General features: G+C 58.6%; 17 protein-coding genes, 1 tRNA gene and 1 pseudogene. 7 read left to right on the plus strand and 12 right to left on the minus strand.

Translation table 11 applies throughout. The annotated features are described in order from the left end of the window. Positions 1-892 precede the first annotated feature (892 nt). On the plus strand, positions 893-3,622 hold the full coding sequence (locus VEH04_07250; GenBank protein HYG22561.1) for a PAS domain S-box protein: 2,730 nt from the start codon (positions 893-895) through the stop codon (positions 3,620-3,622). 117 nt (positions 3,623-3,739) lie between these two features. Here the strand turns inward: VEH04_07250 and galB are convergent, their stop codons facing one another. The 5 genes from galB to VEH04_07275 all read right to left on the minus strand — a co-directional run bounded on the left by galB (position 3,740) and on the right by VEH04_07275 (position 13,795). Continuing rightward, the gene (galB, locus tag VEH04_07255) at positions 3,740-6,478 is read right to left on the minus strand and encodes a beta-galactosidase GalB (protein ID HYG22562.1); all 2,739 of its coding nucleotides are present in this window, start codon (positions 6,476-6,478) and stop codon (positions 3,740-3,742) included. A 92-nt stretch (positions 6,479-6,570) separates the two neighbouring features. Beyond that, a complete protein-coding gene (locus VEH04_07260) occupies positions 6,571-7,815 on the minus strand; it encodes an SGNH/GDSL hydrolase family protein (protein HYG22563.1) in 1,245 nt (414 codons plus the stop codon). 77 nt (positions 7,816-7,892) lie between these two features. Continuing rightward, positions 7,893-10,316 carry a glycoside hydrolase family 127 protein gene (locus VEH04_07265; GenBank protein HYG22564.1) on the minus strand — a complete coding sequence of 808 codons (2,424 nt, stop codon included), beginning with the start codon at positions 10,314-10,316 and terminating at the stop codon, positions 7,893-7,895. Positions 10,317-10,337: 21 nt separating this feature from the next. Next, positions 10,338-11,693, minus strand: coding sequence for a glycoside hydrolase family 43 protein (locus VEH04_07270; GenBank protein HYG22565.1), 1,356 nt, complete (start codon positions 11,691-11,693; stop codon positions 10,338-10,340). Between the two features lie 32 nt (positions 11,694-11,725). Beyond that, positions 11,726-13,795, minus strand: a complete 2,070-nt coding sequence (locus tag VEH04_07275; GenBank protein HYG22566.1) for a choice-of-anchor tandem repeat GloVer-containing protein — start codon at positions 13,793-13,795, stop codon at positions 11,726-11,728. 654 nt (positions 13,796-14,449) lie between these two features. Between VEH04_07275 and VEH04_07280 the strand changes: the two genes are divergently transcribed. Continuing rightward, the gene (locus tag VEH04_07280) at positions 14,450-17,650 is read left to right on the plus strand and encodes an ATP-binding protein (protein ID HYG22567.1); all 3,201 of its coding nucleotides are present in this window, start codon (positions 14,450-14,452) and stop codon (positions 17,648-17,650) included. Between the two features lie 120 nt (positions 17,651-17,770). Then, complete coding sequence (locus VEH04_07285; GenBank protein ID HYG22568.1) at positions 17,771-18,427, plus strand: response regulator transcription factor; 657 nt, start codon at positions 17,771-17,773, stop codon at positions 18,425-18,427. 11 nt (positions 18,428-18,438) lie between these two features. Here VEH04_07285 and VEH04_07290 read toward each other — a convergent pair whose 3' ends face one another. Then, entirely contained in the window at positions 18,439-19,071 is a 633-nt protein-coding gene (locus tag VEH04_07290) for a malectin (protein ID HYG22569.1), read from the minus strand. 410 nt (positions 19,072-19,481) lie between these two features. Here VEH04_07290 and VEH04_07295 point away from each other — a divergent pair, with 410 nt between their 5' ends. The 3 genes from VEH04_07295 to VEH04_07305 are packed head-to-tail and all read left to right on the plus strand — an operon-like array spanning position 19,482 to position 21,941. Next, positions 19,482-20,843, plus strand: coding sequence for a type I restriction-modification enzyme R subunit C-terminal domain-containing protein (locus VEH04_07295; GenBank protein ID HYG22570.1), 1,362 nt, complete (start codon positions 19,482-19,484; stop codon positions 20,841-20,843). A 52-nt stretch (positions 20,844-20,895) separates the two neighbouring features. Continuing rightward, positions 20,896-21,456, plus strand: coding sequence for a hypothetical protein (locus VEH04_07300; GenBank protein HYG22571.1), 561 nt, complete (start codon positions 20,896-20,898; stop codon positions 21,454-21,456). Then, a complete protein-coding gene (locus VEH04_07305) occupies positions 21,378-21,941 on the plus strand; it encodes a Fic family protein (protein HYG22572.1) in 564 nt (187 codons plus the stop codon). Before VEH04_07300 ends, VEH04_07305 begins: the two co-directional genes overlap by 79 nt. Positions 21,942-22,309: 368 nt before the next feature. On the opposite strand, the gene VEH04_07310 is transcribed toward VEH04_07305, so the two are convergent. The 6 genes and pseudogenes from VEH04_07310 to VEH04_07335 form a co-directional block, all read right to left on the minus strand. Further along, positions 22,310-22,555: a hypothetical protein gene (locus VEH04_07310; GenBank protein ID HYG22573.1), complete on the minus strand. Its 246-nt coding sequence runs from the start codon at positions 22,553-22,555 to the stop codon at positions 22,310-22,312. 13 nt (positions 22,556-22,568) lie between these two features. Further along, positions 22,569-22,895 (minus strand): annotated as a pseudogene (locus tag VEH04_07315) (IS1634 family transposase). Between the two features lie 6 nt (positions 22,896-22,901). Continuing rightward, complete coding sequence (locus VEH04_07320) at positions 22,902-23,087, minus strand: hypothetical protein (GenBank protein ID HYG22574.1); 186 nt, start codon at positions 23,085-23,087, stop codon at positions 22,902-22,904. 377 nt (positions 23,088-23,464) lie between these two features. Next, positions 23,465-23,644 (minus strand): hypothetical protein, encoded by a 180-nt coding sequence (locus VEH04_07325; GenBank protein ID HYG22575.1) that lies wholly within the window; start codon positions 23,642-23,644, stop codon positions 23,465-23,467. A gap of 155 nt (positions 23,645-23,799) precedes the next feature. Then, positions 23,800-23,874: transfer RNA gene (locus tag VEH04_07330), tRNA-Asn, on the minus strand. Positions 23,875-24,018: 144 nt separating this feature from the next. Next, complete coding sequence (locus tag VEH04_07335) at positions 24,019-25,110, minus strand: glycoside hydrolase family 43 protein (protein ID HYG22576.1); 1,092 nt, start codon at positions 25,108-25,110, stop codon at positions 24,019-24,021. A 418-nt stretch (positions 25,111-25,528) separates the two neighbouring features. Between VEH04_07335 and VEH04_07340 the strand changes: the two genes are divergently transcribed. Then, positions 25,529-25,783, plus strand: coding sequence for a hypothetical protein (locus tag VEH04_07340; GenBank protein HYG22577.1), 255 nt, complete (start codon positions 25,529-25,531; stop codon positions 25,781-25,783). Positions 25,784-25,995 lie beyond the last annotated feature (212 nt).

A 25,995-nucleotide genomic window follows, 5' to 3' on the forward strand; every position in this document is an offset into this window, starting at 1 on the left:
CCCTCTCTTCCGCTCGGAGCGGAGGAGAGGGCTGGGGAGAGGAGGAGTGTTTAAACCTGAAAATGACATCACGCTGCAGAATGAATCAGAGCACCCTCTCCCCCGGCCCCTCTCCCGCTCCTGCGTCGCAGGCGAGGGGAGGAAGATGCAGCCTAAGACGTGCGGCCAGATGCTTACCTGTGCAGGGTCATTCGTAGCTCCCTCTCTTCCGCTCGGAGCGGAGGAGAGGGCTGGAGAGAGGAGGAATGTTTAAACCTGAAAACGACGGCACGCTGTAGAATGAATCAGAGCACCCTCTTCCCGGGCCCCTCTCCCGCTCCTGCGTCGCAGGCGAGGGGAGGAAGATGCAGTTCAAGACGTGCGGCCAGATGCGTACCTGTGCAGGGTCATTCGTAAGCTCCCTCTCTTCCGCTCGGAGCGGAGGAGAGGGCTGGGGAGAGGAGGAATGTTTAAACCTGAAAACGACGGCACGCTGCAGAATGAATCAGAGCACCCTCTCCCCCGGCCCCTCTCCCGCTCCTGCGTCGCAGGCGAGGGGAGGAAGATGCAGTCCAAGACGTGCGGCCAGATGCTTACCTGTGCAGGTCATTCCTAGCTCCCTCTCTTCCGCTCGGAGCGGAGGAGAGGGCTGGGGAGAGGAGGAGCGTTTAACCCTGAAAATGACATCACGCTGTAGAATGAATCAGAGCACCCTCTCCCCCGGCCCCTCTCCCGCTCCTGCGTCGCAGGCGAGGGGAGGAAGATGCGGTCCAAGACGTGCGTAGGTTAAGACCCACTGCGAGGAGGCATGGTGTCCGATGCATGATCTACACGGGATTCTGTTTTATGCTTTCCGTTCTCTCGCTTGTGGCAGCCGGCGGGCGGTGAAATACACCAACTGATCCCTGCGACCATGAGCGAAGTAAAATTGACACGCCCGGCGGCGAACCTCGGAAAATCATCAGCGGAAACAAATGGTTTCCTGGCGAACAGTGAAATAGAAAGCAGCCATGACCATTGCGATGCGGGTGGGCGCGATCACTTCGTTCAATTCTACGAGGACCAAGAAGGCCTCGCGGATTCCGTAGCCAAATTCATCGGCGCGGGTTTGGGGGCAGGGGAAGCCGCAGTCGTCATAGCCACGCCCGCACATCGAAAAGCTATCGCGGGCCGGCTGACTTCGAATGGGCTCGATCTGGCGGCACTGGAAGCGCGCGGAAACTACGTTGCACTCGACGCCGCCGGGGTGATGGCAAAGTTCCTGGTGAATGGAGCGCCAGATCAAGCGCGTTTCAAGAAGGTGGTCGGCCGCCTGGTGCAGAAGGCCGGAAAAGGGCGTCCCGGGCTTAGGGCGTTTGGAGAAATGGTAGCGCTCCTGTGGGCCGATGGAAACAGCCCCGCAGCGATCAGGCTCGAGGAACTTTGGAATGATCTCGGCAAGGAACATGTATTCTCGCTGTTCTGCGCCTATCCACTGGACGACTTCACGAAGACCGTGGATGGCGACGGCCTCCGCAAGATCTGCGAAAAACACTCCCACGTGCTGCCCTCCGAGCGCTACTTCTCACGTGACGAGCAGGGCCGCCTTCGAGAAATCGCAATGCTGCAGCAGAAGGCTCGCGCGCTTGAGACGGAGGTCGACGAACGAAAACGCGCCGAAGAAACGCTGCGCGAAAGCGAGCAGCGGTTGCGCGCGACGTTCAACCAGGCTGCTGTAGGAATTGCGCTGGCGAGCCTTGACGGGTGCTTCGTCGAAATGAACCAGAAGTTCGCCGAACTGTTCGGGTACTCGAAGGATGAATTGTGCCGCATCACGGTGTCAGACATCACGCATCCTGATGATCGTCCGAGAACGCGCGAGAAAATGGCGCGGTTGATCAATGGCGAGATATCGAATTACTCGTACGAGACGCGCTTCGTTCGCAAGGACGGCGCGGTCATTTGGACTCTTGCGACGATCACCGCGATCAAGGATGGGCTTGGGACGCCGCTCCGTTTGATCGGCGTGGTTCAAGACATCACCGGCCGCAAGCACGCTGAGGAGAGCCTCGCCGTGCGTGCCCGCCAGCAGAGGGCCGTCGCTGAACTGGGGATCGCAGCACTCAAGCAATCGGAATTGCAGAAGCTGTTTGATTACGCGGTGGGAGTGGTGGCGCGCACACTTGATGTGCCGTATTGCAAGGTCCTTGAGCTATTGCCGGAGCAGCAAGCCGTGCTGTTGCGATCAGGTGTGGGTTGGAAAGACGGACTTGTCGGGCAGGCCACGGTCAGCATTGGCCGGGATTCGCAGGCCGGCTTTACATTGCTCTCGAACGAGCCCGTTGTTGTTGAAGATTTGCGCACCGAAACTCGTTTCAATGGTCCGTCATTGCTGCACGAGCATGGTGTGATCAGCGGCATGAGTTGCATCATCATGGGCGAACCCGGCCGGTCGTGGGGCGTGATTGGGACCCACACGACGGAGCGGCGGGTTTTCACCGAGGATGACGTTGCGTTCCTGCAGGCGATTGCAAACGTTCTCGCAAGCTCCATCCAGAACAAGAAGTCCCAGCAAGGCGCCGCACGGCTGGCGGCAATCGTGGAGCATTCCGACGATGCAATCTTCAGCGTGGATCTCGATGGCATCATCCGCAGCTGGAATCGCGGCGCTGAACGGCTTTTTAGGTATTTTGAAAAGGAGGCCGTCGGGCAGCCGATCAACATCCTCATTCCGAACGGCCGCGATGACGAGGAACCCGGGATTTTAAATCGCATTCGCGCGGGTGAGGCGATTGAGAATTTTGAGACTGTCCGTTGCCGCAAGGATGGGACGCCTTTGAATATTTCGCTGACGGTTTCGCCGATCAAGGATGCGCGCGGGAATATTACAGGTGCATCAAAGGTGGCGCGTGACATTACTGACAAGGTGCGCGCGCGGGAGATCCTGGAGCGCACAGTGAGCGAGCGGACGGCGTCGTTGCGCGAGGCAGTCGAGCAAATGGAAGAGTTCTCCTACAGTGTTTCGCACGATTTGCGGGCGCCTCTCCGCGCAATGCACGCTTACGCCGGGGTGTTGCTGGAGGATTATGGCAATCACCTGGACGACATCGCGCGTGGTTATCTCCAAAAGATCCAGCGAAGCACGGATCGGATGAATCGGCTGACGCAGGATGTGCTGGCATATAGCCGCATTGCGCGTTCGCATGTGCAGCCGGAACGGGTTGAACTCGAGCGCCTGGTGCGCGATGTGATCTACCAGCACACAAGCCTGCAGCCGCCTGCGGCCGACATAGAGATCGTCGACCCGCTGCCGGCGGTCTTGGGGCACGAAATCACTTTGGGCCAGTGCGTTTCAAACCTCTTGAACAATGGCGTGAAATTTGTCGCGTCCGGCGTGAAGCCGCGCGTTCGTATCCGCTCCGAACGTGCAGGCAAGAATGTGCGCGTTTGGTTTGAAGACAATGGCATTGGCGTGAACCCCGAGCATCAGCAGCGGATCTTCAACATGTTTGAGCAGGTCCATCCGCCGGGAAAATTCGAGGGAACAGGTATTGGGCTTACGATCGTCCGCAAAGCCATGGAGAAGATGGGCGGCAAGGTCGGGGTGGAATCGGATGGCGTGAATGGAAGCCGGTTTTGGATTGAACTGCGATATTGTGATTAGAAGGAGCGCGTGCCTTCAGGCCGTTTGGTGGCGAACGGTTGCGGATGCGTGGGCGATTGCCGACGCGTGATGTTTGCGAACGTTGAAGTGGCGTGAACGCCGCGCGCCTTGCGACTGTCAGGGTGCTCGGCTCGTGATGCGAGTCGTGGCGGGCTTTAGGCCTTCACTCCTGGCGGTCAGAGTGATCCTGCCGGACTGCCCCGGTTTGCCGCGAATGATCGCCAGACAAACGCCGCTGAACGCATTGCGGGCTGGCGATTGAAATGGTTCAAAACTCGTGGGGTCCCCATTGTCCGTCGCTACAATTTCACCCGGACCCGCGACTTCAAAACGAATGCGGTTGCCTGCACTCGGCGCCATTGATCCGTCTTCGTCGGTGATCGTTAGTGTGACGAACGATAGATCGCTCCCGTCCGACAGGATTCGGGTGCGGTCCGGTTTTAATGTCAGCTTCGCAGGTGCTCCAACGGTTTTCGTCTCTGCTGTTGCCCATTTCCTTCCGCCTTTGTAAGTGACCACGCGAAGTTTGCCGGGCTGATACACGACGTCGTCCCAGCGGAATCGATACTCATATTGCCCCTTCTTTTTGCGGCCTTTTGATTCACCGTTCAGGAAGAGCTCGGCTTCATCGGCAGAAGCAAATACGTGAACGGGCGTCACCTGCCCAAGGCGCTCAGGCCAGGTCCAATGCGGCAGGATGTGCGCGAAGCGAAGGTCGGGCCGCCAGCGGGATTGATACAGATAAAATCGATCCTTCTTGAATCCCGCGAGGTCAATGATGCCGAAATAGGAACTGCGGGCGCCGTAGTAAGGCGTCGGCTCGCCCAGATAATCCCATCCGCTCCAGACAAATTCTCCCGCTACGAACGGATGTTTGTCCTGCGCGGCAAAGACCTTGTCCGCGGATGAGCCGAAATCGGTGGCGTGCAGTTCGTAGGCGCTCACGTGTTGCTTGCGGGAATCGCCGCCGAGCCCGTTTTTCACGGGCGCGCTGATCGCATCGGTGACGGGAAACAAATATGTCCCGCGCGAGCTCAGCGCAGCCGCGGTCTCGCTGCTGATGATGACTTTGTCCGGAAACGCTTCGTGAAAGGCGGTGTATTGCGGCGGTGTGCGGATGCCCCTGAGTTCCGCGTGGGCGGGCGTGTCGCGAATTCCTTCGCCCTGGTAATTCAAGTTGATGACATCGACCACGCGAGGCAGAGGCATGCTGGGCTTCGCATAATTCATCGCCGTCGTGGTGGGACGCGTGGGATCTTCATCCTTTGCGATGTCGTGAAGACGCTTTGCAACCGCGGCGCCTTCATCGCCGGTGTACTGCTCGCCGACTTCGTTGCCGATGCTCCACAGTATGACGGATGGATGATTGCGATCACGGCGGATGAATGCCCGCAAGTCCTGCTCATGCCATTCGGGAAAGATCAGGTGAAAATCCAGCGGGGTTTTCTTGCGCTCCCAACAATCAAAGATTTCGTCAACGACCAGGAATCCCATCGCGTCCGTCAACTCGAGCAATTCCGGCGTGGGCGGGTTGTGGCTCATGCGAACCGCATTGCAGCCCAGTTCGCGAAGCATCTCCAGCTGGCGTTGCGCCGCGCGGTGGTTGTAAGCTGCGCCCAGCGCTCCAAGGTCGTGATGCTGGTTCACACCGCGAATCGGAATGCGCTCGCCGTTCACGAAGATTCCCTGCTTGGAATCGAAGCGAATCTCACGAATGCCGAAGCGTGTTTCGTAGCTATCGACGAGCCGTCCGTCCACAGCAATCGCAGTTAACGCAGCGTACCGATTCGGCTGCTGCGACGGTGGCGGGCCCCAGAGTCTGGGATTCCTGAAAACGGCTTTCTGCTCGACGAGAGCACTTTCCCCGGCGGCAATCGGAACCTGCGCCGGGGCGGCCGTTGCGACGGCTTTTCCCGTGATTTTTCCGTTTTCATCCAGCGCGAAGAATTCCGTTGTTACTTCAACCTTCGACGGTTGCTTGCCGTTGTTGTCAACCGTGACTTGCAAGTTCACAGTCGCGCGCTCTCGTGATACTTCAGGCGTCGTTACATACGTTCCCCATTGGCCGACGTGGATCGGATGAGTCGTGGTGAGCCAGACATTCCGATAGAGGCCGCCGCCGGGATACCATCGGGACGAGTCCGATGGATTATCGAGGCGTATCGCGAGTTGGTTTTCACCGCCGGGTTTGACGCAGGGCGTGAGGTCGACCCGCCATGACGCGTAGCCATACGGCCAGCCGCCGACGAGGTTCCCGTTCAACCAAACGGTTGCGTATGACATGGCGCCGTCGACATCGAGGAAAACAGATTTGCCCGCACTGCTGACGGGAATGTCGAGCTTCTTGCGATACCAAGCGACGCCGGGGCTTGGCAATCGGCCCATCCCGCCGCCGACGCCGTTGGCGCGATTGGAATTGAACGGGCCCTGGATTGCCCAGTCATGCGGCAGGTTGAGTTTTTGCCATGAGCTATCGTCGAAGGTCGAACTCGTGTAAGCCACTTGTCGCGGTGGTTCGCCTTGCGGGCGCGCGTGGCGTTTCGATTGATCCTTCAGAAACGCATTTCCCGTTGGGAGAATCCAAGGCTTGAGCACGACTTTGTTGGTCGCGGCAATTCTCTCCGCCTCGGTCGGTTGACTGTCAGCCGCCTTGTCATCCTGGCGGTCCGCTACCTCGGGACGCACGTCATAAATCAAACCTGTAGAATCGCCATCCGGATCACCCATCGTGAACCGCCAGTCTTCGTTGATGGAAATGCGCTGGTGTGGTGCGGCTACTTGTCCAGGTGCCGATTCCGCGATTTCTTCCGCAAAGAGGCACACTGCAAGGATGAAGCCGATTTTGAAGGAGCACATGCCGAGCGGAAGGGAGCGGAGGCTTTTCATGGTTCAGGTACGCTATTCATGGGCACGATGAGTGAATGCTCCCGTCCGGGCGGTGCTCGCTGCTATTCCGTGAACAAATTCAGGTCGATCGCGTCGGCCAGAGCCTTATAACCCGCCGTATTCAAATGCAGCCAGTCGTTTGCGTTCACACCCGGATAAAACTCTGCCTTGAACTTCGAAGGGTCCGCTGGATCGCGGACTGCGGCATCAAGATCAATGACACCATCGAAAACCGTATTGGTCCGGAACCACGCGTTGACGAACTGCCGTTCCTGCTCATGCAGGGTGCTGTAATAACCGCTTCCCCCAAAGGGTGTGATGGTCGCGCCGTATGCGCGGATATTTCGCGAACGGGCCTTGTTGGCAAACTCAGTGTAGGCGTTGATGAGGTTTGTCGCGGTCGTCATGCTGCTCGCGCCGCTGCCGATGTCATTCACGCCTTCAAACACAATCAGGTAGCGGACGCCTTTCTGGTCCAGGACGTCGCGGTCGAAGCGGTTTACCGCGGACGGTCCAAGCCCGCCGAAGATCGCATTGCCGCCAATTCCCATGTTAACAACGCCCACGCCGGAAGTCGGTTCATGGGCCAGCAAACGTTCGGCGAGCTTGTCGGGCCAGCGATTGTTTCCGTCGTCAGTGGAACCGCGTCCGTCGGTGAGCGAATCTCCCAGCACGACGACTGCCCGATTCGAGCTGCTCCCCAGGATTTCAAGGCCAGTGATGATGTACCAATGCCTCGTCTTGCTTGCACCGGGCATGCTGGGTGCGGACAGAGAATCGCCGGCCTGGATGAATGACGTGGTGCGAGAACCAGGGTGGCCGTTGATCGTGGTGGCGGAAATGTCACCAAAGAACGTGCTGATCGCAACGTTGGTGAGAGCTGGCAGAACGAAATCAACGGGATCCGAATACACGACCTGTCCGCGGGGGACGACTGCGCCGGGAGCGCCGCGGAATGTGAGCGGCGTCTGGGAGTTTGTAATGATGTCGCCATTTCCGCCGCTGGCGGTGCTGGGCGCGAGCGCAATGCGCGCGGCATTGATGACCACGGGATCGGTGCCGTATGCATTGGAGAAGCGGACGCGAACCTGCGTGCCGCCGATGCTCACACGAACAAACTGTCGAAGCGTGCTGTGGGCCAGCGGCACTGGCGGGAGATTTCCAGGTTCAGTGAGTTGCGGGGCGGTTGCCCACGTCGTTACCCATCGGCCATCCGCCGCGCCTGATTGATTTAGGGCGGCCACCAACGCGACAAGCGTGGCCGCTGATTTCAAAACGTTGAACTTGGACGATGCAGGGGAGCGCATGGTTTGATGGTGATTTAGGCAGGCCGTTGTTTCTTAGAACGAACACGAAGAACCCGCAGTACGTTGGAAAGGCCGGTTCACTCGGAATCTCCCTTCATCAGTCGCACGTCGTACACAGGCGGCACGCGTGTGCCGGGTCGCGCTGCGAATTTGATGGTGACGCGGCCATCGGCGGCGCGGGAAAGGAGCGCGGGCGGAATGGAATAACGTTGCTCAACGGATTGAGCGGACCGCTGAGAGGGCGTTTGGATGGCCGTCAGCGGTTCGCCGTTGGCCAGCACTTCGAACGCGCGGTTCGTATCGCCGCTCCCGTAAGTGACCTCCAATTGCACATTCTTTTCGCCGCGCGGGTTGAGCGTGTATTGAAACCATTCGCCGCGCCGCCAGCGGCGATTGTTGCGCAATCCCGTGTCGGTCCTTTCGCCTGCAAAATCGTGTTCCACTTCGGGCTGCTGTTCGCCGACCGCGACACGATCCAGAGTGTTTGCCTCGCGCGCGGCTCGGGCCCGTTCCTCGGCAGCGAGCTGTTCGCGCCGCGCAGCCAGTTGCTGCTTCGTGGTTAATTGCCAGTACATCTGGTAGCGCGCGTCGTGCAGCCGGAAGAACGGGATGAGCGGAAGGCCGCCGGGCGCCGGCGGCTCAACGATATCGACGAGTTTGAATCGAAGCTCCTTTGCGGCGGGAACGGGTTTCACATGCTGTGGAACCTCACGCGCGCTTGCCAGCAGAACGGGTGCGCGATCGAGCGGAATGAGCGGTCCCGATGCCACGTGACCCATGCGGCTGTCGTTCGCAACAAGGCCTGCGAGATCGTTGGTGCCCGAAGGAGAGGCCAGCACGATTGGCCCGTGGAGAATCGCAGCCCAATCGGATCCGTCGGGGAGACGTTCCACTGTGGTGCGCATGGGGAGCTCGATCTCGACACGATCCCCATCGCTCCAGACGCGCCGCAGTTCGAAATAGGAGGATGGCGTTGAACGAACCGTGACGGGCTTGCCGTTCACGCGCACCGCGAATTCGCCTTCCGCGACCCAACCAGGGTGTCGCAGGTGAAGCGAGAACTCGGACGATTCGCGAAGCTTCAGCGCGAGTGTGGTGCGTGGTTGATCCGGAAAGCCCGTTTCCTGGCGCAGCGTCAGCCCGAGGTTCGTGGCCGTGATCTCGGACGGGATGAACAGATTCACGTAAAGGCCGTTGGTGGAATCCGCGTAGATGAACGCGCCATATTTCCCGGGATTCTCAATGCCACTGCCGACGCAGCACCAAAACCCTTTGTCCGGATGCGAATAGACGCGGTAGTGCTGTGGGCGAATCGGGGTGAAGTAAACGAAGCCGGGCCGATCGGGATGGATCGAGGCAAGAATATGGTTGTAAAGCGCGCGCTCGTAAAAGTCCGTGTAGCGCGCGGCGGGTTCGGTCGCGAAGAGCTGCTCGGTGAGGCGGAGCATGTTGTAAGTGTTGCAGGTCTCGGGCCCTTCGCGATGTTCCAGCATGCCGCTGAAATCTTTGGTGTCATTGAAGTGTTCCGAAACGCTGTTGCCGCCAAATGCGAGACTTCGCTTGGTCGCCACGTTGTCCCAGAAAAAGCGCGCGCCGGCATTCGCCTTGCGATCGTCCATCAACGTGGCGATCCGTGCCAATCCTATGACCTTTGGAATTTGCGTGTTGGCGTGCAGGCCCGTGAGCCGGTCCTCCTGGCGTTGCAACGGTTCAAGCACAGCCTGATGCGAGAAGCGCCGGGCAGCGCGAAGGAATTTTTCATCTCCCGTGATTGCATGGATGTCGGCCAGCACCTCGTTCATTCCGCCGTGCTCAGCGCGCAGCATGTCCTGCATTTGTTCGTCGCTCAACTTGGAGATCAGTTGCTCGCACCATTCGCCATAACGCACGAGAACTTTGCGCGCGGTCTCGTTGCCTGCAACGACGTAAGCGTCGCGGAGCCCGGCGAAGGTCTTGTGCAGGTTATACCACGGAACCCACTTGCCGTTCAGGCCGAAGCCATTGGCCTGCAGGCGGCCGTTCGCGATGTCGTTCCAAATCGCGCGGCCGCCAGGGACTCCGCCGATGTAACCATCAGCACTGTGTTGCTGGCAGCGGTCGAGCTCAGCGACCATGTATTCCAGGCGGCGTTGCAGTTCGCGGCCGGGAGCATCCGCGCCTGATGCGATCATTGTGGAAAGAGCGGAAAGGTAGTGGCCAGCTGTGTGGCCGCCGAGGCCGCTGCTTTCCCAGTTTCCGTAGGGAGGCGACTTCGGTTCAAGACCCGCCTCGCGGAAGAACGGCGCAAGGAGCCGGTCGGGATCCATCGCAAGCAGGTAAGCGCGATTGGCGTTCACCGCTGCTGCAAACGGTCCCTCGTCGAGAAGGCGCACTGACGAAAGCGGCGTCAGCCGTGCAGGAGTCTTCGGCTCAACGGCAAGCGGGGCGCCAATGGCGGTTTGGGCCAGGAATGCCAGCGTCGAAGCGGACCAGAGCAGATCTTTCAATGGGTGCAGTCGCATAACGGGTCCACGAATAACGCATTATTCGAACTTCCAATAGTCCATATTCAACAGCGGTTTTTCGCCGCCGACGAACCTGAGGCAGAGATCGTGGACACCGCTTGCCTCGGAGACTTCGCACGAAACGGTTTTCCAAGCCTGCGCACCGCCCGTGTTCCCGACCTTGCAGGTGCCGACGAGTTTTCCGTCTGGGCTTCCCAGGCGCAACTCGATGGTTGCGGCCTCATCTGCGCTCGCTACTTGCGCGCTGAACTTGCGGGCGCCTTGTGCAAAATCGACACCGGCCACCTTCACCCAATCGCCGTTGTGAAGATCGGCCAGTTGCATGCCTCCCGCCGGGCAGGGTTCGGTTTCAACGCCGTGCTGCGCGAAAAACGTTTCCGCTTCGAAGCGCGAAAAAGGATTCACGCGGCCCACCTGGTTCACGCCATTGGTTGTATACTTCACCTTCTGGATCGTGTTGTCGGGATTATGGAACAACTCCTCGATGGCGAGATTGCGGCGAAATCCCGCGGGGATTCCTGCCTGACGCGCGACGATACGGTTGTGGTAAACGTGGTACCATTGGCCCTTGAATTCAAAGTTCGCGGCGTGGTGATTGTTGTTGTTGAGCGGCGGCTGATCTGAAACCACCCCGCCGTAAACAAATCCTGTCGTCGGATTATCGCTGGTCAGGTAATCGAAACGCATCTGCGCCCTGGGTGTTGTGGAGTAGGAGAAGTAGTAAATGCCGTTTCGCTTGTGCACCCACGCGGCTTCGAAAAAGTTCGTGGCGCTCATCTTCATGACCTCGCCATCGAGGCTGATCATGTCCCGCTTCAATTTTGCTATGCGGACGTTGTGGTCGCCGTTGCCGCCGAAATACAGATACGCCTGTCCGTCGTCGTCGATGAATACGCCTGGATCGAACAGCCACATGTTGGTTGCGGGTTGAACGCCGGGCGTGCGGGAATTGATGAGATGCGTGCCCAGGGGATCGGTGAACGGTCCGATCGGGGTGGGCGCAGTGGCAACGCCGATGTTGGCGCCGCCGTTCCCGAAGTAGAGAAAGAATTTTCCGTCGCGTTCAATCGCCGCGGGCGCCCACGTCTTCTTCGCCCACTTCGTGCTGTCCGCCGCGCGAAATACCGACCCGTGATCGGTCCAGTTCTTCATGTCGCTGCTCGATACGCAGATCACATTCGGAATGTTATAGCTGCCTTCGACAGGGCTTTCGTCGTCGTTGGAGCAGTAGATGTAGACGCGATTGCTTGTGACGAGCGAGGTTGGATCCGCCAGATATCGATGCGAAACGATCGGGTAATCGGCGACAACGCTGGGTACAAGCCCGAGCAATGCGATGGACGAAACGATTCGGGTGAAATGGAAATTCTTCATGCGTGAGGTTGAAATTGAGGAGGGCAGGGACATCATTGTGTAAAGGAACGATAAAAACGAACGGCGCCGTCGTTTGTCTCCGCAAAGTCCCAGGCACCGTCCGCATTGGCCACGTTCGTCGAAACGTTTTGCCAGGTGACAGGAGGATTCAAACTGGTGGTGGATTGAATCACATTTGTGGAATCGGCATCGCCGGTGAAGTGTACGGTGAACGTTCCGTTTGTCTGCAGCATCACGTTCGTTATGACAGCAGGATTTGCCGCCAACGGAATCCTGAACACAGTGCCGCTGCCGCCCGGGCCGCCGCTGAAAGCCGTGCCAAACAACGCACTGCCTGCACGCACCACTGGCGCTACTGGAAAGGCTCCGTGTGCATTCGTGCCATTGGACGACACCGCTGCAAAGGCGTGGAGTTTCGTAAACTGCGTCGAGTTCAAGTGAAAGCTGAAAATCGTGCCGGCTCCGCCTGGGCCACCGAGCGGCGCCGTTCCATATAGAACGTTGCCGGAGAGCGTCAATCCCGCGCCCGGAGACGCGCCCCCGGAGTTCGTTCGGCTTTCAGGATCCAGTGCAGAAAAATGATGCAACACGGTGAAGTCGTTTCCATTCGTCTGCATCGAGAAGAGAGTGCCGCGCCCGCCGTGTCCTCCACTGAACGTGGTGCCGTAGAGTGTTCCGTCGGAGAGAACCAGCCGTCCGCAGGGCATGGCGCCGTCGATGTTGGTCAGTGTCGCCGGGTCAGGCGCTGAAAAGCCATGGAGTGTTGTAAAATCGGCGCCGTTCGTGCGGATGGAAAAAACAGTTCCACTTCCGCCCGGCCCTCCGGCGGCAGTCGTGCCGTATAGAACCCCGCCATCCGCGATCAATCCGCCCGCCGGGATTGCTCCGTCCGTGTTCGTGCCTGACTGCGCATCCAGGCCGCTGAAGTTGCGCAGCACTGAAAATCCGGTTCCATTTGTCGCAACCGAAAAGATCGTTCCATTTGCCGCTGCGCCGCCAGCGGTTGCCGTTCCATAGAACCTCCCGCCGGCCTCGACCAACGCACTGGACGGGCTTGCGCCGCCAAAGTTCGTCGCGGTGTGCGGATCGATGGTTGCAAAGTGGCGCAGGACGGAAACGCTGCCGTTGGTTTCCATTCGGAATACTGTGCCTGCGCCGTTGTTGCCGCCTGCGAGACTTGTTCCGAAGAGTGCGTTTCCTGAAATCCCGAGAGCGGCCTGCGAATGGCTGGCGTCAGGCGCCGCTGCGAACGACCGAACAGCAACCATGTTCGAGCCATCGGTGCGCATCTGAAAGACTGTGCCAGCACCGTTGACGCCGCCGTTCAAGGTGGTGCCATACACACGATCATCCACCACGATGACTGCCGCCGCTGGGTTGGCTCCTTCGGCATTGCTGCCGTTCGCGGCCGGGCTGAATCGATGCAGTGCGATTCCATCCGGGCCGTTGAAGGTGTTTGTCATTGGCGGCGGGTTGGATGCGGTTCCGCTATCCAGGTCGGCAACGGTGAAGGAGGCACTTGCATTTCCGAACGCGAATTTGTCGAGGTCCAGGCCGTTTTCGCGCGCGCCAATCTGGAACGTTTGGGTGAGGCTTCCCGCGCCAACAGTAAAACCGGCGTGGCTGGTGAACTGGGACAGGTTGATCCACTTCCACACGCCATTTCCCACCGATCCGCCGCCCGTGACGACTTGCGCGTCGTTGTTGAACCCTGCACCTGCGAGGCCGTTTACGAGGATCCAGTCAAAGTTCGATGTGGGCGATTTGCTGCCGAAGCTGGAAGCCAAAAACATGCTGTCGTCGTTGAACGCGCCGAATCCGGTTCTGAGCCGTGCGTAGAGGTGGTAGAGGCCTGGCTCGGGGAATGTGACGGTGTAACTTGCCACGCGGGCGGCGGTGCCGGGTTGGTTGCCGGCTCCATCTGTTGCGACGGTAATATAGGTGGGCGTGCCGGAATTGTTCAGGGTCCAATCCGCGCCGAGCGTCCCCGATTCAGACTCAAAAGATGCAAGCGCGGCGCGAGTTGTCGTTGGGAAACAGCAAAGGAGAAGCGCGGTTATGATGGGTAGCGAATGAGCACTCGGCAGAGACCTCGTAGTCACGGCGGTACAGAGTGTCGGTGCGCTGAGCTTCATGCGAAGGGGGAAACTAGCGGAATCGCGTCGCTGCCAGCCATCCGACATACGTCGTATGCGAGGAGGGGCGGGGGTAATCTGATTTCGTCCCTGCTCATCGTGTATCAAAGTCAAACGCGCCTCCTCTCCCCAGCCCTCTCCTCCGCTCGGAGCGGAAGAGAGGGAGTCGGGATGGGAATGGACAGGCGCATATTAAGGCGCTGGTCTCAGGCTGCATTCTTCTCCCCTCACCTGCGACGCAGGAGCGGGAGACGGGTGGGGGAGAGGGTGCTCTGATTTTTTCCCCTACTGTCGTGCTATCCCAAGTCAAACGCGCCTCCTCTCCCCGGCCCTCTCCTCCGCTCGGAGCGGAAGAGAGGGAGTTGAATGGGGCTTTACACGCAAATCAGGGCGCTCGTTTTCAGACTGATTTTCTCCCCTCGCCTGCGACGCAGGAGCGGGAGAGGGGCCGGGGGAGAGGGTGCGCTGATTCCTTCTACAGCGTGACGTCGGTCCCAAGCTCAAACGCGCCTCCTCTCCCCAGCCCTCTCCTCGGCTCGAAGCCGAAAAGAGGGAGACGAACGCATGGGCACGCGAGGCACGATGGTTGCAGCTTCGAATTCCTTTCGGGTAAGCTGAGACATGATCGATCCCCGACATCGGGTCCGGTTGGCGGGAGTTTTTCCGTTTGCGTCCATGGTGCTGGCGCTGCTCGGTTTCACGTTCGCCCAGTCTGTTGAAGCCCAAATCATTACCAACCTGCAACAGCTCACGACCGCCCTCAGTTCGGAAGAACGCATTTTCCGAAACGTGCGGCTCGAAGTTGTGGTCTGCGCGGCGAGCCGCCCTGAGATCGGTGTTCTGATCGTGGAGGACAGTTCAGGTGTGGAGCTTCTCGAGGTGGGCCGGTTTCGGGACGCACTTCGACCCGGAGAACGCTTGCTCATCGAAGGTTATCATTCCCTCCTGCGCCGAAGGCCGATGGGCATCGAACTCGCCGCCGGCCCGCTCGTGGACAATGACGGCATTCACATCCATCGCACATGGCTTGGGCGTGTGCCATTGAAGGAAGGGCTGCATCCGATCCGCCTGGAATGGTTCAACAACCTCCGCGAATCCAACCTCGAGGTGTCGTTCGGAATTTCCAACCGCCCGCCGCAGGCAGTCGATCCAGCGGATTTGTGGCATGCCATCGTCGACGAATCCGGCCGCACAAATTATGCACCCGGGCTGCGCGTTGAACACTTCGAGGGCTATTGGGAGTCGATGCCGAACTTTGATTTGCTGGTTCCTGTGAAGACGGAGATTGTGCCGGACTTCAGCCTGGATTTCACCACGCGTGATGAGATGACCGGAATGCGTTTCAGCGGTTTCTTCAAAGCGCTGGAGGACGGCCAATATTCATTCACCGTTCGATCCGATGATGGAAGCCTGTTGTACATCGGCGACCCACGGCTGCCGATTGTTCGGCTTGGAACTGCCGAGGTGCCGAAAGCGAAACGCGCATTTCCGGAAGAGCCGATGGAGTCATTGACGCACCGAAAATGGGCGACCATTGAAGGGCGCGTCGGCTTTGTTTCGCAGCAGGCGAGAGGACTTGTGTTTGAGCTGCGTTCTGATCGCGATGTCATTCTGGCTCAGGTGGCGGATGCAGAGGGTTTGGACGTGTCGAAATTGAGGAATGCCGAGGTGCGGGTGACAGGCGTCGCTCGCGGGGTGATGACGCGCGACCAACGCACACTGCTTGGGCGTGTTTTCGTCGTCGATTCCGGGCATATTGAGATCGGCCGAACTCCGAATCGCCGGCATCCGCCGAGTGTCATCACATCGGTCGGCGCAGTGCAAAGTCTCCCGCTCGACGTGGCGCGGCGAGCGATTCCGGTGCGGGTTCGCGGTGTTGTGACGGAAATCAGGACGTCCTTTTTCGAGCGGAGAATATCCCTGCAGGACGACACTCGCGGGATCTTCGTTCAAATCCCGGCGCTCACGAACGTCCCGCCTTCGTTTGGTGACCTGATTGAGGTGGAGGGTCACAGCGAGGCGGGTGATTTTGCGCCGATCATCGTTGCCAGCAAGGTGGTGGTGCTGGGCGGCGGCTGCTTGCCGGAGCCTGTGCGGCCGACCTGGAATGAGTTGCTTACGGGGAGGATGGACGTGCAGTGGGCGGAATTGCACGGATTGGTCACTGCGGTTCAAAGCAACACGGTTACGCTGCTTCTGCCCGAGGGACGGCTCGATGTCCAGATGGATGACTACTACGAATCCCAGCTCGCGCCGTTTCAAAGCTCGGTTGCGCGGATTCGCGGCGTTCTCTACGCGGTCTGGAATCCGGACTCGCGGGAAGTGACTGTGGGAACCGTTCTGATGCGAAACGCAGCGATCGCTGTGGATGCCTCCGCGCCCGATGACCTTTTTGACGCGGCTTCCAAAACGCCCCGTGATCTCCTGTTGTTCGATGCGCAGGCGACCCCCTTTCGCCGCGTGAAGGTGCGCGGCGTGGTTGTTCATGCCGCTGGTTCGCAGGCATGGCTGCAGGAGGATGGCGTGGGAATTCGGCTGCTCCTCGCGGAGCGAACCTACCTGCGCCCCGGCGATATTGTGGAGGCGGTCGGATATCCAGACATTGGCCGCACGGCATTGCTGCTGCGTGAAGCGGTGCTGCGCAAAACGGGCGAAGGGCCATTGCCCAAGCCGCGACTGCTGGCAGAAACGGAGCTGCCTGCTGAAGGCCTGGATTCCATCCGCGTTCGAATTGAAGGCAAGTTGCTGGGCTGGCACACGGAGCAGGGCTCGCCGGTTCTGGAAATGCAGTCTGGCTCCAGTTTGTATCATGCGCGCTTCGCTCCCCGCGCTGGAACGGAATTATCGCTGCGGCCAGGCAGCAGGCTTTCATTGGATGGCGTGTATGCGGGGCGCGGCCGCAACCTGGGCGCGGGCCACGAATCCGACTCGTTCGCGCTGATGCTCAATTCCGCGCGGGACGTGGTGGTGTTGTCGCAACCGCCCTGGTGGACCTTGCCCCGATTGCTGGCTGTCGTGGGAGTGCTGCTCGTGACCCTGGCATTCACCGCCATCTGGATCAAACAATTGCGACGCCTGGTCGAACAGCGCACGACCCAGCTGCAGCACCAGATCCGCGAACGCGAACGCATTGAACATCGGCACGCGCTCGAAGCGGAGCGTTCGCGGATCGCCCGCGACCTGCACGACGACCTGGGTTCGAGCCTCACGGAGATCAGCGCCCTCGCGAGCACCGGCCTTAGGCGCGAGGAAAAAGCGCTGGAGGCCCTTGGTGGCGAGGCTCGGCGCGGGGAGGAGGCGAATCCTGCTTCGCTGTTCCAAACCATCAGCGGCAAGGCCCGCAATCTGGTTGCGGCGCTCGACGTCATCGTCTGGGCGGTTGATCCCGAGGACAATTCACTTCAATCGCTGGCGGATTATCTCAGCGGATATGCGGCCGAATTCTTCAGCCACACCAACATTTCCTGCCGCTTCAGGGTGCCGGTTCAATTCCCAGACGTGCGCATCGAGGGGCGGGTTCGGCACGATCTGCTGATGGCTGTCAAAGAGTCGCTGAACAACATCGTTCGCCACGCCGAAGCAACAGAGGTTGAATTTTGTCTTTCCATTGCAGAGGGGAATCTTGAAGTGGATATCCGCGACAATGGCAGGGGCATTAACGGGTTCGCAGGGCGCGACGGCCATGGGTTGAAAAATCTCTGCTCGCGTTTGAAGGAACTGGGCGGCCTTTGCGACGTGAAATCCCGGGAAGGTGGAGGGACTGCGGTGACACTGCGCCTGCCCCTGGGTGCATCCACAGGGTCGATTCCCCCGGCTGGGTGACGCCGAATACGACGTTCGTCGGATTCCTGCGGGCGAACGTTAGGCTAGCCTGTCGAAACGGCCGCAAGGTTGTCAGATGACATGCCAGCAGTATTAAGACAGGATATAGGTCAGGATTTAATGACAAAGGTCGCTATTGTCGAAGACAACGCCACGTTGCGCGAGTACCTGCAGACGTTGATTGACAGCACTGCGGGACTGCAATGGGTGGCTTCATGTTCATCCGCGGAAGAAGCCCTGCTGCGCATTCCAGCGGTGAAACCGGATGTTGTCCTCATGGATATTCATCTGCCCGGGGAATCAGGCATTGCCTGCACAGCGCGGCTGCGGCAGATGGTGCCCAGTGTCCAGGTGATCATGCTGACGGTGTACAAGGACATCAAAATGATCTTTCAGGCGCTGAAGGCGGGGGCGTGCGGCTACGTGTTGAAGCGGTCGGACGAGAAGGACATCCTGGCTGCTATCGCAGAGGTGCGCGCTGGCGGGGCGCCCATGACGAGTGAGATTGCACGCATGGTGGTGCGTTCATTCATCGATGATCCAGAGGAAGCTTCTCCGACGGCGCAACTTTCAGCGCGGGAAACAGAAATTCTTGCGTTGCTTGCCGAAGGACTTTCCAACAAGGAGATCGGCTCCCGGTTGAACATCAGCTTTGGAACGGTGCGCACTCATCTCATGCACATTTACGAAAAGCTGCACGTGCGCTGCCGCACGGAAGCGGCCGCCAAGTTCTTCCGTTCGAATCCTGGCGACCGCCGAAACATCGCGGCTTCCTGACGGAGTTCGCGTTATTGCGCGGGGAGGATTTCGATCGCGTTGATCTGCGGGTTTTCAGATTGCGCGGTGAACTTGATGTTCAATTCGCCATCGGCAATTTCCACGGGAACCGTTTCGATGTAGGCGCGGGCGCCGCCGCCGGATTTAGCCCAGACATCAAAATCCTTGAAGGGTTTTCCTTCGACATCGAATGAGAAGACACGCTCGCCCGCGCCTGAAATCCCTTCGAAGGTTTCACAGAAATGGAGCTTCACCTGGTATTTGCCGTTCGGGAGTTTTTGGGTGAAGCCTGCCATTGCATACCGTTCCGAACGATAAATTTCCGGCTGTTTCGTGTTCGCGATCGGTATTTCGGGACGTTCAATGACGTCGCCGCCATCGAAGCCTGTATCCGAAAGCCATTCAACGCCAGTCGCGTCTTTGAGCGCGCCAGCGCCTGCATTGATTCGAATGGCGGGCAAGGCGGGTTTGTTTTCGGGCGGCCGGGCTGCGGCTGCTGGAGCAGGCGCGGCCGCGGTGGCGCTCGTTGTGACTCCTGCCGCATCGTGGCGGGTGGCGGAGTCGGCGTTTGAACTGTGTGAACCGGATTGGCACCCGGTTGTAAGCGCGGCAGCGCTCAAAACAATGAGGAGATTGCGTTTCATGGATGTTTGAGATTCGTTATGACGCGGATTTAAGCGATTGGTTACCGGGTCGGCAATATGCCATTCGTCGGATTCATTGTCTCGGGCGCGCCTTTACACTGTTCCTGTTTTCTCGCCCCGATTGGCACTTTCTCCCCTCGCCTGCGACGCAGGAGCGGGAGAGGGGCCGGGGGAGAGGGTGCTCTGATTTTCGCTGCCTGTCGTGTGATCCGAAGTGAAACGCGCCTCCTCTCCCGAGCCCTCTCCTCCGCTCGGAGCGGAAGAGAGGGAGTCGAATGGGGTGCGCAGTAAACCTCGAACGGCTGCGATCTCCCCTCGACTGCGACGCACTGAGCTTTCAGATCCTGCTCTTGCGCTCTTTCGGCTTTTCATACGGTTGAACTTACCCTAGCTTCCGCCTCCAAGGATCTATGGCACAGGGCATTGGTTCATATCTTTTTTCGGCAGACACATTCGCCTTTATCGGCCAGCTGCATTCATTCGACCACCACGAGGACTTCGTGCCTCGATCCACTCGTCCATGCCAACCGAACGCCGATACGTGTCGAACGTTGATTCTGCCGAAGCTTTATGCGGTCGGCTGGTCGGACGACCAGATCAGTGAGCAACGCAGTTTCACGGATGGTCGCATCGTGGTTCACGGCAATCGGGCTGTGCGGAAAAAAGGAAAGCGAGCTGATTACATCCTTCGCAAATCTCAGGATCTCTGGCTGGCTGTCGTTGAAGTGAAGCCTGAAAACGAGTCCGCTGCCACCGGATTGCAGCAGGCCAAGGACTACGCCGAAATTCTCAAACTGAAATTTGCCTACGCCAGCAACGGCCGGGAGATCATCGAATTCGATTTCACCACTGGCTTGGAGCGAACGCGTCCGGAGTTCCCAGCGCCCGAAGAACTTTGGGATCGCCTCAGTGCCTGTGAAGGTCTAGCCGACGAAACGGCAGCGTTGCCTCTTCTCACTCCACCGAACCTCACGACAGGCAAGGAGCCGCGGTATTATCAGCAGATTGCAATCAATCGCGCGGTGCAGGCCATCATCCAAGGAGAGAAGCGCGTTTTTCTCACCATGGCCACCGGCACGGGCAAAACGGTTGTAGCGTTCCAAATCTGCTGGAAGCTCTGGTCTTCACGTTGGAATCGAAGCTTGTCGCCCCATACAGATTCCCTCTCCTCCTCGTCCGAGGAGAGGGCCAGGGAGAGGAGTCGAAAGTTCTACTTTGACGGCGGCCAGGTCGAGATCGCGGCGGACTTGGTTTATGAGCTGGACGCGGACGGAAAACAGCTACGTGTGGTAAAGCTAACGGAATACACCGGTGACAAGGTGCGTTCCATCTGTCCCAGCACGGTTCAACTGCGCGCCGGCTGGTGTGATCCAAAACAACGCGCAGAAATCATCGCTCAACTGGCTGAACTTGGGATTGATTTCAAGACTCTGGCCCTGCAAGCCGGGAAACCTGATGCCGACCCGTTCCACCTGCTCCCTCATCTGGCTTACAACGCTCCGATCTTGACCCGCCGTCCGCGCGCTGACCGGGTGAAGAAGCAACAGGCGGCCATGTTCAACTACCTGCAACCCGAGGCGGGGGAGATTTTGAATGAGCTCCTTGAGAAGTATGCGGCAGATGGAGAATTGCAGTTCGTGCTGCCGGATGTTTTGAAAGTGCCGCCGATCTCGCGGCATGGTTCAGTCGGTGAAATCGTGGAGGTGTTCGGTGGCCCGAATGAACTGCGGATGGCGGTGAATCAACTTCAAACCCTGCTTTACGCTGAATGAACGAAGCAAACTCCCCTTTATCCTTCAGCCTTCAGCTTTCAGCCTTTGGATCATGATGACCCTCCGGCAACTTGCCGCCGAGCCGAAGACGATCCCGACGCGCGCCGGTTGGTATCTCGCCGATCTCGGCGAGGCCAAGGGCAAGTCCGAGCTCTTCACCCGCCAATCGCCTCAAAAGCTCAAGGTCCTGCGCGAGCACGCGCTCATCGAAAGCGCCATTTCATCCAATCGCATTGAAGGTGTCGAGGTAGACCAATCCCGAGTCGCCACGCTTATGTTCGGCAAGCCGGCATTGCGCGACCGCGACGAGGAAGAAGTGCGCGGCTACCGCGACGCGCTGAAACTCATCCATGAATCCGGCGCGAAGCTCCCCGTTTCCGAGGCGACGATACAGCGGCTCCACAAACTGTGCCGGGGCGAAATCTGGGACGCCGGCCGATACAAGCAGAAAGACGGGACATCATCCAGACCTACGCTGATGGGCGGAGCCGGGTCCGTTTCAAATCTGTTCCTGCCAAACAAACGCCGGCAGCGATGGCGGAAATGGTTGAGCTTTGGCAGCGCGGCCTCGTGGAGAAATGGATTCATCCGCTTGCGCTCGTCGCGGCGCTGAACCTGGATTTTCTCTGCATCCACCCGTTTCGCGACGGCAATGGCCGCGTCTCGCGTTTGCTGTTCCTGCTCGGCTGCTACCATTGTGGACTCGAAGTCGGCCGATATATCAGCCTGGAACGAATCATCGAAGAGAACAAAGAGCGCTACTACGAAGTCCTCGAACAAAGCTCGCAACGCTGGCACGACGGCAAACACGATCCCTGGCCTACCATGAATTTCCTGCTCTTCATCCTCACGCAGGCATGCAAGGAATTTGAGCAACGTGTCGGCCACCTCAAGTCCCCGCGGGGCGAAAAGACGGAGGCTGTGCTCGCGGCGATTGACCGGCAGATTGGCACCTTCCGCGTGGCGGACCTGCAGGCCGAAAGTCCTGGCGTCGGTCTGGATTTGATCCGCCGGATTCTCGCCCGGCTGCAAAAAGCCAAAAAAGTCAAAGCCCTTGGCACTGGCCGGAGCGCGAGATGGGAGAAAACTGGAAACTAGGTATTATCCAATCAACTAGGTATTAAACTACGCATTGAAGGAATTTAGCTGACGATGAAATCAAAAAACTCCACTTCAGCCCTCATCGTTCAGCCTTCAGCTTCCCCCGCGTCCTGCCCTCCCAACGCGGCAACGTGAACGAAATCATCGGCACAGACCAAATGGGGATGTGGTGATTCAGCTTCATTCTTTACTGAACTCAACTAAACCAACAACCCCTTGGCAAACTGAATCGCAGGGAAGACTGCTCAACCAACATGAATCCCTGCTGTATTCAGTTTAGCCCGACTTCCGCTATTCGGGCATATGTGAAGGCGTAAGTGGTTCATAATCAAGGAAGGATTCCAAAAGGTCTGCACTACAAGGGCTCACTGGGCGATCTTGCCAGCTGACGTGATCCGAGGTGGCGGCTGCTCGGGCAAAGCGAGCTTCAATTGGTCCAGCAACACTTGAAGCTCTTTCTCCGGCTGCGTATAGCGCGGCAGAATAACGTGGCGACCATCCGTCGTGGGTAGATGAACATCGATCATTTGAACGGCAGCAAATTTTTCCATCACCGATCGAGGTGTCAGTCCCGGCGCAAGTTCGCCGCAGCCATCGCCGTAGCGTTGCATGCAAGCAGTAAGCAAGGAACGCGACGAAAATGTGCGCCTCGATCCGATCGGCTTTCTGATGGTAAACCGGACGCAATGCCAAATCGCCCTTTAGATTCTTGAACGCCTCCTCCACCTGCGTCAGTTGCGTGTAGTATTCCCAGAGCTTGACCGGATCCTCACCCATGAGGTTAGTTCGCAGCAAATAACGTCCCTCGCGGCGACGCACCTGCCGCAGCTTGGCTTTACGCAGCCGCCAGTTGAACGTTTGCTCGTTGATCTCTTCATCCTTGCGCGGAACCCGTATGGCTACCAGGCGCCAGGACCCAGGCCATCGCTGCCGCACAGCACCCAACCGCATCAATAACTAGTCGCGCGTTTGGTGCTTCATCTGACGCAGTTCGGGCAGCTTCTTCCACAATGCCTGGAGCTGGCGCCGTCGCATCGCCCGTTCCTTGTCGATTCGGGAGGCGCTTTGTGCAAACACGTAGCATTCGCCTTCCTGCTGCAATAGCTTGACCGTGATCCCGTCCCGGACCTGATGCCATGGCAACTCTCATTCGTTCGGCTAGTGGGAAATTTCGAAATCCGATCCAATGGGCAGGAGATCCTTTTTGGCCGTGAATACGAGCTGGAATACTCCTCACAGGGCAAGCGGCCGCCTTGCCGTCTTTCGTGACGTGAGTGCAGGTGTAGTACAAATACGGCTGGCCGCACCCCGAAATCATCGAAGAAGCAGTTCGGGCTTCCAACGAAGAGAAGCTGCGGGCTTTAAGACCACTCAAGTCAAAACTCGCTGAGCTTGAAAGGCGTCATCGCGAGCTTTCCGAGGCCGTGAAGAACTGTGTAGAGGCCGTCAAAAAGAAGGGGGCGAACAGCATCACCGACGATTTCATGGCGGAGGCTGATCGTCTGTCAGTAGAAAAGCGATCAATTGAGCTGGAGAAGGGCAAAGTTCAAATCGAGATCAACTACCGCGAGAACGTGGTGGCAGACAAGCAGCGGATCGCTGACGCGCTGCTGCGTTTCGAGACCGTCGTGAAGAACCTCCCCGCCGACGATCAGAAGGACCTTGTTCAGCTGATCGTTCGCGAGATTTCTGTTAAACACTTTGATCCAAGTACCGACGCGGCACCGAAGCAACCGGGCGTTTTCAAGACCCCAATCCGAACTAAATGGTTTTTGGTTAACATGTCGCTTTTTGCAAGTGACTTGATTCCAGACGGTTACGGAAGTGGTGAAATAAGTTCGGATTTGAAACGAATTGGCTCCAGAGGTAGGACTCGAACCTACAACCACACGGTTAACAGCCGCGTGCTCTACCATTGAGCTACTCTGGAACAATGTCTCTGCTGAAGCGTTTCGTCCTCAGCAAGGGACGCGCAATTTACAAATCGACCCACCCATCGTCAAACGATTTGTCCTTTTTACGCGGACATTCTCGGCGTCCGACAAAATCCAGCCGACAGCATGTCAAAGACTGCTTACTGCGCTTGCTGCGGGAGCGCCTCGAAGTCGAACTTCCAGTGGTTCGCGAGCGCGCGTGCCTCGGCGGTCGTGATGTGAATCACCGAGCCGTGTTTCGGGGAAGAAAAGTTCGTGGTCTTCATAACGCCTTCATTGAAACGGCCCAGATGCTTGAAGGTTTTGAAATCCGTCGTTTCGCTGAATCCCATGTTGCTGGGCCGCACGCCGAACACGTCGTACATCAGGACGTAAGTCTCCGTCCCGAGGCGCCGCCACACGTTGGGGGCTTCGCGGCCGACACGCTCGGGATCGTAAACAGCTGGGTCGTAAACATAGTCGCGGTTGATTTTGCCGGACACCGCCTGCTTGATCCCGCCGCCCGCTCCCTGCGCCACGTAGAACATGTGGTAATTGCTGCCCACCCGCGTGATGTCCGCATCGAGAATCTGGTTGGAGCCCGGATACTTGAAGAGTTCCTGCGGCACGGTTTCGAGCTTTGTGAACGCGTCGTCCGCGTAAGAGTAGTAAAGCTTCGTGGGACCGCGGCTGAGCCGCATCGTGAAGTAAACCATGAGGCGGCCCTTTTCCGCATCGTAGATGGTTTCCGGCGCCCAGAAGCATCCCACGTCGCGGGTTTCTTCAAACGCCTTGTCGATGCGGAAAATCGAATGACTCCACTGAATCAGGTTGGTCGAGCGCATCATCACAATCGCGCGGTTGTTGCCCCAATCGTAGAGTTCAGCGGGCCTCTCCCATTCGTTTGTCCTGAACCCCGCGCGCCTGCCGAAAATGTGGAGATCTGTCATCGCCAGGTAAAACGAGCCGTCATCGCGGTGCACGATGTGCGGGTCGCGGATTCCCTTCTGCTCGGCCAGTTGGGTTCCGCCCATGATGGGTTTGCCGCCGTTGACGTCCTCAAAGGTGTAACCGTCGCGGCTCAGCGCGAAGTAAAGACTATGCGTGTCGTCCTTGAAGTAAGCGAACAGGTACGCCGCGTCTTTGTCCTGGACTGGTTCGGCCTGTGCCGCCTGTTCTCCGACCGCCAAAAGCGCAACCAATGAGGCAGCCAACAGCGGTCGACACCATTGTGGGAAGAGGAATGTAGTCATGTGTAGCACGTGGTCATGTTAAGTCGGAGCGTCTGGGGCGCTGCTTCCGGAATTTCTCACAGCATGAATCGCCGTCTCGAGCCCGGCACCGAGCCGCGTGGTGCGGTTCATCGCTTCGTTCATCTTTCAGGGCGTTGAACCACCCTCAATTTTCCATCCGCAGCTGCCGCGGGCGCGGAAATACGATTCAATCCCGCAAAGCCATTTGTAATGTCGAGGAGCTTGCCTGACAACTCCTGGCAAAGCCATCGACTTCGTCCAACAAATACAAGCTCCTTTCCCCACACCATAGCGGACCGCTCTCATCGAACGGATTTTAGCGAGCCGAGGTGGCGATGGTGCGGCTGATTCCCCCGATGCCCTCAGCATTTGTGCGGCCGTTGCGTGAGGCACGCCACATCGAATGGTCAAAAATGCCATGACAACATCCCAAGTGGCAATGGTATTGGCGCTGGCAATCATCTGCGTTGCCTGGATTGTTTCCTGGTTCAGGGGACATCGCGCCCGGCACATTCAACACGTCTTCGGATCCCTGTGCGTGCAGACGCTGGCTGCTGTTTTTCTTTCGCGTTCCTCAGATCACCTGCTTCTGTCGATTGCTTTTGCAGCGGTCATCCTGGGGGCGATTGGCTGGATGATTTGGAATGGTTCCCCTCGTATACAAGCCCGCTGATAAGTCACCATCGCCACTGCGAGGCGGCCCCGCGATGGCGCTCGAAGTTTGACCCACCTGCAGGGCGCGTTTCTGCTCTGCGGAGCCGCCATGCCGCAAGGCGTGGGAAACACGCGAGCACGTTAAGCAACCTGCGATACATCGGATTGTGAGCGGAACTGGTTTCGGTCCCGGCAAAAATTTGCGCATCCGCTGCCGTGTGCTGGGCAAGC

It is taken from the genome of Verrucomicrobiia bacterium (assembly GCA_035629175.1).
In the GTDB taxonomy this organism is placed as follows: Bacteria; Verrucomicrobiota; Verrucomicrobiia; order Limisphaerales; family DASXHY01; genus DASXHY01.

Coding starts and splice junctions, on each gene's coding strand:
- VEH04_07250 (HYG22561.1), top strand. CDS start 893: ATGAGCGAAGTAAAATTGACACGCCCGGCGGCGAACCTCGGAAAATCA.
- galB (HYG22562.1), bottom strand. CDS start 6,478: ATGTGCTCCTTCAAAATCGGCTTCATCCTTGCAGTGTGCCTCTTTGCG.
- VEH04_07260 (HYG22563.1), bottom strand. CDS start 7,815: ATGCGCTCCCCTGCATCGTCCAAGTTCAACGTTTTGAAATCAGCGGCC.
- VEH04_07265 (HYG22564.1), bottom strand. CDS start 10,316: ATGCGACTGCACCCATTGAAAGATCTGCTCTGGTCCGCTTCGACGCTG.
- VEH04_07270 (HYG22565.1), bottom strand. CDS start 11,693: ATGAAGAATTTCCATTTCACCCGAATCGTTTCGTCCATCGCATTGCTC.
- VEH04_07280 (HYG22567.1), top strand. CDS start 14,450: ATGATCGATCCCCGACATCGGGTCCGGTTGGCGGGAGTTTTTCCGTTT.
- VEH04_07285 (HYG22568.1), top strand. CDS start 17,771: ATGACAAAGGTCGCTATTGTCGAAGACAACGCCACGTTGCGCGAGTAC.
- VEH04_07290 (HYG22569.1), bottom strand. CDS start 19,071: ATGAAACGCAATCTCCTCATTGTTTTGAGCGCTGCCGCGCTTACAACC.
- VEH04_07295 (HYG22570.1), top strand. CDS start 19,482: ATGGCACAGGGCATTGGTTCATATCTTTTTTCGGCAGACACATTCGCC.
- VEH04_07300 (HYG22571.1), top strand. CDS start 20,896: ATGATGACCCTCCGGCAACTTGCCGCCGAGCCGAAGACGATCCCGACG.
- VEH04_07305 (HYG22572.1), top strand. CDS start 21,378: ATGGCGGAAATGGTTGAGCTTTGGCAGCGCGGCCTCGTGGAGAAATGG.
- VEH04_07310 (HYG22573.1), bottom strand. CDS start 22,555: ATGCAACGCTACGGCGATGGCTGCGGCGAACTTGCGCCGGGACTGACA.
- VEH04_07335 (HYG22576.1), bottom strand. CDS start 25,110: ATGACTACATTCCTCTTCCCACAATGGTGTCGACCGCTGTTGGCTGCC.
- VEH04_07340 (HYG22577.1), top strand. CDS start 25,529: ATGACAACATCCCAAGTGGCAATGGTATTGGCGCTGGCAATCATCTGC.